Raw genomic sequence first — 6,559 nt, forward strand, 5'->3', positions numbered from 1 at the left:
ACTTTTACCTCGCAGTTAAAGTGTATATCCAGCAATATGATTTTATTGTATTAAAAAGCGGACACTAAAGAGATTTCTGAACTTTTTTGAATCAGGTGGTCAGTTATGAAATAATATAGATCCATCAACTTTAAAGTTCAATTTTCACTTTCACCAAATACGCATTGACACATCATTTTTTCATATCGAGTTCATCTTTCTTTACATTTTTCATCAGAATGATTCTTCATGCATTCTATCACTGTTAACCCAGAATTATTTTCATTTATGTTTACTAACCACTGAAATTTACATCTCATTCATTTCCTGACGGTTTATACTTATTAACAGGAGTAATAAACATGCCATTTTCTATCACATATTCATCTTCCAATAACGATCAATTATTACGTTCCATTGCCGGAGCATATTTCAAGCAACAGCGACTTTCAAAAGATTTATCTTTAATTGAAGCTTCAAAAGCACTTCATCTTAACAAGGGCTTTTTGTCTGCCTCGAACATGGGAATCGACATTTCCCTGAGGGAATCATCAATCAGCTCAACAGTTTCTATTCATGTAATTTTGATGAATCTATTTCTTTAAGAGAAGATGCAGAAAAAATGTTAACTTCTGCCTATACTTTCCTCTTTCAAAAACAACGCGCAGAAGAAATCAACATTCTCAACGAAGCAGTTTCATCAAAAAAAAAAAGAAAGCTCCTATGCTTTCCTGACTTACACAATTCTCAAACTTTTTTATCATATACGTGTTTCAAACGATACAAATGCATTAACAGAGTGCAAATTATTACTTGATCGTTATTGTTATGCACTTTCTGATTATGAGAAATCTGTTTATTACAGTTTATTAGCTCTATTCTATAAACGAGATATTTCAAAAGCAAAAGTTGCTCATGAATGTTTAATTCTTTCATATTCTTATTGCTCTAGTAATTCAATTGTTTTCGCGATGAATGCATTTCAAGAAATTGCTATTTTGAGGGAAATGAATCAACCTGCTTTAGCATTGCTGGCATGTCAAAAAGTGAAAAGTATTCTGAGAGAGAAAAGCAATTACAAAAAACTATCTGACATTGATCTATTTGAAAGTAACTGTTTGATTTTATCAGGCGAACAAGAAGAAGCACAAAAGAAATTAAAATCAATTTTAGAACTCGGCAACAACACACTCAGTTCCAACACATTTTCAACAATTCAATCATTAAGCTTTAGTTATATTCTTTCCGAAAAATATGAAGAATGTATTCATACCATTGAACCAGTGCTTGATAAACTTCCAGAAGATACACAGTGGTTTTTACCATTTTGCCTGTATCATTTAAAACGTTTCTCTGAATGTATAGTTTCAATAAATACTTCTATCAAATATTCTTCAGAACAAAACACGCACTTTCTTTTGGCAATCCAATATCGCATTGCTGATGATGCAAGCAATTTCATCCATGAATGCAAACAATATTATTCCTCTATATTAAGTCAATCTGAATACGATAATATCCCTGTTATTCTTCATTTTTTCTTAGATTTCGCAAAAGAAAAAAACAATCCATCTTTGCAGCTCAAAATTTATGCAGATTTAAACCAGTACCACGAAAAAACATTAACTTTTGAAAGAAGTGAGTTACTCCAATAACTCACTTCTTTTCAATTGCCTGTACAGGACATACTTTCACACATTCCCCACACTGAATACATTCACTCTGATTAATCACAACCGGATCCTTTGCTGTATCAATACACTGCTTTGGACAAACCGCATAACACGTACCACAAAGAATACATGCATCATTCACGTAATACCCACCAGCAGGAACAATTTCTTCCTCAATGATGAAATCTTCATTCACATGATTCGTTTCATCTCTAAATTCACCTTTTCCTTTTTCAATACAGAAAAGCATCTTTCCATGTGTATCTGATTCTCCAACACACAAAACAAACCCATTCACTTTAATCGATACACAATCATTCACACCAATCAAAGAAACATACCCATGTTCATGCAAGGCATCAAACAATGTACTGCCCTCTTCCACATCAAAGCACAACTTATTTTCATCCTGCTTCACAAGATCTACAACATGCACTTCTGCTCTTCCTTCTTCATCATTCAATGCAATAACAACTTTATCAAATGATTCATTCAACACTTCTAAATAACGATTCATAAGCTTTTCCTCATTCATTTTACTTTCCCTTAATTATTTTACATACATTTTGCATTTCTAAGAATACGTGTTTAACATTTCAAAACTATTCTATTCACGTACCGCAGGAGGAAAGAAATTGGTATGTTAAGTAAAAAGTCTATATTAGGAAGTTTCATTGCCATGGCAATGCTCGCTGGATGTTCATCCACACCTGCAGCTTCCACAGGCGCATCTGATGCATCAGGTTCAGACTTTGATTCATCAAATGATATCACAGTCATCTCAAGAGAAAGTGGTTCAGGAACAAGAGGTGCATTCATTGAACTCACAGGTGTAGAAGAAAAGCAGGGTGATCAGAAAGTTGATATGACAACAGATGATGCACAGGTAGTAAACAGCACATCCGTAGTATTAACAACAGTAGAAACAGACCCATATGCAATTGGCTATGTATCCCTTGGCACATTAAATGACAAGGTAAAGGCAGTCAAGGTTGATGGTGCTGAAGCAACAGCAGATGCAATCAAGGCTGGACAGTACAAACTATCTCGTCCATTCAACATTGCAACAAAGGGTGAACCATCCAACGAGGTTGTAAAAGACTTCATGGCATATATCTTAAGTACAGAAGGACAAGAAATCGTTACAGATAACGGTTATATCGCATTAGATGATACAAAGGCATTTGAAGGAACACAGCCTTCCGGAAATATCGTTGTTGGTGGTTCTTCTTCTGTATCTCCATTAATGGAAAAGCTCATTGAAGCTTACAACAAGGTAAACCCAAATGCTTCTATTGACTTACAGACATCTGATTCCACAACAGGTATGACAAGCTGTGCAGAAGGAAGCTATGACATTGGTATGGCAAGCCGTGAACTCAAGCAGGAAGAACTTGATTCCGGTCTAAAGAACACTGTTATCGCGACAGATGGTATCGCTGTTATCGTCAACAAGGAAAATCCAACAGACGAACTCAGCTCTGATGCTATCAAGTCCATCTATACAGGCGATACAACAACCTGGGATGAAGTAAAGTAATTGATTCATTCGTAAGCTTTCTTCACTTGAAGAAAGCTTTTTTCAAAAGAAAGGTGTCTTATGAAAAAAAGTGAATTTTTCGAATCCTTCATGAAATATGTATTCGCTGTTGCGGCATGCTTCTCTATTGCTGCAGTTGCATTGATCTGTATCTTCCTATTCAGCAGTGGTATCCCAACATTTAAAGCAATTGGTTTATTCAAATTCCTGTTTGGAACATTATGGAGACCAGGCAATGATATCTATGGCATACTGCCAATGATTGTTGGAAGTCTCTATGTCACCGCTGGTGCAATCTTGATTGGTGTTCCAGTCGGCATCATGACAAGTGTCTTCTTAACTTACTATTGTCCAAAGAAGATCTATAAGCCACTCAAAGCCGCAACAGAATTACTAGCTGGTATTCCTTCTGTTGTCTATGGATTCTTTGGCCTCATCGTCATTGTCCCTGCGATTAGAAACATGGAACTAACACTGCATATTCACGGAAAAGGAAACTGTATCTTAACAGCTTCCATCATCTTAGGCATTATGATTCTCCCATCTATTATTGGGGTATCCGAGTCTGCTTTAAGAGCAGTTCCACACAGCTACTATGAAGGTTCATTAGCACAAGGTGCAACAAAAGAAAGAACAATTTTTAAAGTTATGCTTCCAGCAGCTGCTTCAGGTGTACTTGCCGGAATTGTACTAGGTGTAGGTAGAGCAATCGGTGAAACAATGGCAGTCGTTATGATTGCGGGCAACCAGACAAAAATGCCATCTTCTATCTTCAAGGGCGTTAGAACAATGACAGCCAATATTGTTATGGAAATGGGATATGCTACAGGATTACATCGAGAAGCATTGATTGCTACAGGTGTTGTTCTATTCGTATTCATCCTGCTCATCAACGCATTCGTTGCTGCGATCAAGAAGAAAGGAGTAGAACATGCATAATTCATTAGAAAAGCAAAAATACCCAGGCAGTGCATTCTTGAAATTCTTGATCTACTTCTGTTCCTGTCTCACATTTCTAGTATTGATTTTTCTGATTGCGTATATCCTGATCAATGGTATTCCACATATCAATCTAGATTTATTTGCACTCAAATATACATCCGATAACGCATCTGTCATTCCAGCATTGATCAATACAGTTGTGATGACATTGCTATCTCTATTACTCGCTGTTCCTATCGGTATCTTCTCAGCAATCTTCCTTGTTGAATATGCCAGAAGAGGAAATAAGCTTGTAGAAATCATAAGAATGACAACAGAAACACTACAAGGTATTCCATCCATCATTTATGGCTTGTTTGGCATGTTATTCTTCGTCAATCGATTAGGCTGGGGATTTTCCATTATCTCAGGTGCATTCACTCTAGCAATCATGATCCTCCCTCTCATCATGAGAACGACTGAAGAAGCATTAAAATCTGTACCAGACCTCTACCGTGAAGGATCTTTTGGACTAGGTGCAGGAAAACTAAGAACTGTATTTAAAATCGTACTGCCTGCTGCAATGCCAGGCATCCTGGCAGGGATTATCCTCGCCATTGGCAGAATCGTTGGAGAAACAGCTGCTTTGATCTATACGTCAGGAACAGTTGCAAAAGCCGCAGAAGGATTATTCAGACCCGGCAGAACATTAGCAATTCATATGTATTTATTAGCAAGTGAAGGTCTCTATATGGATCAAGCTTACGCAACTGCTGTCATATTGCTTGTACTAGTTGTTGGTATCAATGCACTTTCAGCATTTATCGCAAAGAAGATCACACAGGCATAGAAAGGAACAACATGAGCAAAATCAGTGTCAAGGACTTAGATCTCTATTACGGAGATTTCAAAGCTTTAAAAAATATCAATATTGAAATTGAGCCAAATGAAATTACTGCTTTCATCGGTCCATCTGGCTGTGGCAAATCCACACTGTTAAGATGCTTAAACCGCATGAATGATCTTGTAGAAGGATGCAAGATTGAAGGAAACGTTCTACTAGATGGTACTGATATCTATGGAAAGAATGTCGATGTAAACCTTTTAAGAAAGAAAGTAGGTATGGTATTCCAGAAACCAAATCCATTCCCAATGAGTATTTATGACAATATTGCCTATGGTCCTAGAACACACGGCATCAAAAATAAAGCACAGTTAGATGAAATTGTTGAAACTTCTTTAAAGAATGCTGCAATCTGGGATGAATGCAAAGATCGTCTCAAATCCAGCGCCCTTGGCATGTCAGGTGGTCAGCAGCAGCGTCTATGTATCGCTAGAGCTTTAGCTTGTCAGCCAGAAGTGATCTTGATGGATGAACCAACAAGTGCACTTGATCCTATTTCCACATCAAAAATTGAAGAACTCGTATTAGAACTCAAAAAGAAATATACCGTTGTCATTGTCACCCATAACATGCAGCAGGCAGTTAGAATCTCTGATAAAACTGCATTCTTCTTACTCGGTGATTTAGTAGAATACGGACAGACAGATCAAATATTCTCCGTACCTAAGGATAAGAGAACAGAAAACTATATTACAGGAAGGTTTGGTTGATACATATGAGAAATCGTTTTGATACGCAATTAGAACAGTTACAGGAATCCATGACACAAATGGGAGATAAATGCTTATCTTCTATTACAGATACAATTGATGCATTAAATTTCGGCAACGAGAAACTAGCTGCAGCTGTCATCTCTAGAACAAGAACGATTCGTAGAGATGAAAGAGAAATTGAAAACATCTGCTTGAAGCTTCTTATGCAGCAACAGCCAGTGGCAAGTGATCTCAGAAAAATCTCAGCCTCTTTAAAAGCTGTCTATGATCTAGAAAGAATCGGTGATGTTGCGGCTGATATTGCTGAAATCGTTGCAGTTGAACATGTATCTACAGCTGTAGATATTCTAGATATGAAAGAAATGGCAAATGCTGCTAGAAGTATGGTATATGACTCCATCAAAGCATTGAACACAAAAGATGCAGTGCTTGCGCAAAGTGTCATTGATACAGATGATATCGTAGATACTGCATTCAATAACGCAAAACAGACACTCATCGATAAGTTTTCCAAAGACGCAAATGTAGAATATGCCTTAAATCTATTAATGGTAGCGAAATACTTTGAAAAGATTGGTGACCACGCAGTTAACATTGCACAATGGGCAATGTATGACGCAACTGGTAAACTTTAAACAATATGCATATTCTCTTCAATAAGATATGGAACAATCCATATCTTATTTTGTTTACAAATACAAAAAAAGACCCAGGAATTTCCAATGTCATTAAGTTAAGCACTATTGATAATTGGTAATCTCTATAGACAACAGTAAAACCAGGAATAGAACTGTCTTCTATCAGATAGCTATTCCTGGTTTTTGGCTTT

At 36.8% G+C, this 6,559-nt stretch carries 8 protein-coding genes; 7 read left to right on the forward strand and 1 reads right to left on the reverse strand.

Features of this window, described 5'->3' with window-relative positions; all coding sequences use genetic code 11:
* The first annotated feature begins 341 nt into the window (after nt 1-341).
* Together ACTND6_RS10160 and ACTND6_RS10165 are read left to right on the forward strand one after the other, a co-directional pair.
* Nucleotides 342-584: a hypothetical protein gene (locus ACTND6_RS10160; protein ID WP_441024030.1), complete on the forward strand. Its 243-nt coding sequence runs from the start codon at nt 342-344 to the stop codon at nt 582-584.
* Nucleotides 585-950: 366 nt separating this feature from the next.
* Nucleotides 951-1,634: a hypothetical protein gene (locus tag ACTND6_RS10165; RefSeq protein WP_441024028.1), complete on the forward strand. Its 684-nt coding sequence runs from the start codon at nt 951-953 to the stop codon at nt 1,632-1,634.
* A gap of 1 nt (nt 1,635) precedes the next feature.
* On the opposite strand, the gene ACTND6_RS10170 is transcribed toward ACTND6_RS10165, so the two are convergent.
* Nucleotides 1,636-2,169 (reverse strand): indolepyruvate ferredoxin oxidoreductase subunit alpha, encoded by a 534-nt coding sequence (locus ACTND6_RS10170; protein WP_441024027.1) that lies wholly within the window; start codon nt 2,167-2,169, stop codon nt 1,636-1,638.
* A 123-nt stretch (nt 2,170-2,292) separates the two neighbouring features.
* On the opposite strand from ACTND6_RS10170, the gene ACTND6_RS10175 reads away from it, so the two are divergent.
* From ACTND6_RS10175 to phoU, 5 genes are read left to right on the forward strand one after another with little or no spacing between them, the layout of a single operon-like run.
* Complete coding sequence (locus ACTND6_RS10175; protein WP_441024025.1) at nt 2,293-3,192, forward strand: substrate-binding domain-containing protein; 900 nt, start codon at nt 2,293-2,295, stop codon at nt 3,190-3,192.
* 60 nt (nt 3,193-3,252) lie between these two features.
* Nucleotides 3,253-4,131, forward strand: coding sequence for a phosphate ABC transporter permease subunit PstC (gene pstC, locus ACTND6_RS10180; RefSeq protein WP_441024023.1), 879 nt, complete (start codon nt 3,253-3,255; stop codon nt 4,129-4,131).
* The gene (gene pstA, locus ACTND6_RS10185) at nt 4,124-4,963 is read left to right on the forward strand and encodes a phosphate ABC transporter permease PstA (protein WP_441024021.1); all 840 of its coding nucleotides are present in this window, start codon (nt 4,124-4,126) and stop codon (nt 4,961-4,963) included. Before pstC ends, pstA begins: the two co-directional genes overlap by 8 nt.
* 11 nt (nt 4,964-4,974) lie before the next feature.
* Nucleotides 4,975-5,727: a phosphate ABC transporter ATP-binding protein PstB gene (gene pstB, locus ACTND6_RS10190; protein WP_441024019.1), complete on the forward strand. Its 753-nt coding sequence runs from the start codon at nt 4,975-4,977 to the stop codon at nt 5,725-5,727.
* A 5-nt stretch (nt 5,728-5,732) separates the two neighbouring features.
* Nucleotides 5,733-6,365 (forward strand): phosphate signaling complex protein PhoU, encoded by a 633-nt coding sequence (gene phoU, locus ACTND6_RS10195; protein WP_178176244.1) that lies wholly within the window; start codon nt 5,733-5,735, stop codon nt 6,363-6,365.
* The last annotated feature ends 194 nt before the right edge of the window (nt 6,366-6,559 follow it).

It is taken from the genome of Bulleidia sp. HCP3S3_C9, assembly GCF_052064035.1.
GTDB lineage: Bacteria > Bacillota_I > Bacilli_A > Erysipelotrichales > Erysipelotrichaceae > Bulleidia.

Coding starts and splice junctions, on each gene's coding strand:
- ACTND6_RS10160 (WP_441024030.1), top strand. CDS start 342: ATGCCATTTTCTATCACATATTCATCTTCCAATAACGATCAATTATTA.
- ACTND6_RS10165 (WP_441024028.1), top strand. CDS start 951: ATGAATGCATTTCAAGAAATTGCTATTTTGAGGGAAATGAATCAACCT.
- ACTND6_RS10170 (WP_441024027.1), bottom strand. CDS start 2,169: ATGAATCGTTATTTAGAAGTGTTGAATGAATCATTTGATAAAGTTGTT.
- ACTND6_RS10175 (WP_441024025.1), top strand. CDS start 2,293: ATGTTAAGTAAAAAGTCTATATTAGGAAGTTTCATTGCCATGGCAATG.
- pstC (WP_441024023.1), top strand. CDS start 3,253: ATGAAAAAAAGTGAATTTTTCGAATCCTTCATGAAATATGTATTCGCT.
- pstA (WP_441024021.1), top strand. CDS start 4,124: ATGCATAATTCATTAGAAAAGCAAAAATACCCAGGCAGTGCATTCTTG.
- pstB (WP_441024019.1), top strand. CDS start 4,975: ATGAGCAAAATCAGTGTCAAGGACTTAGATCTCTATTACGGAGATTTC.
- phoU (WP_178176244.1), top strand. CDS start 5,733: ATGAGAAATCGTTTTGATACGCAATTAGAACAGTTACAGGAATCCATG.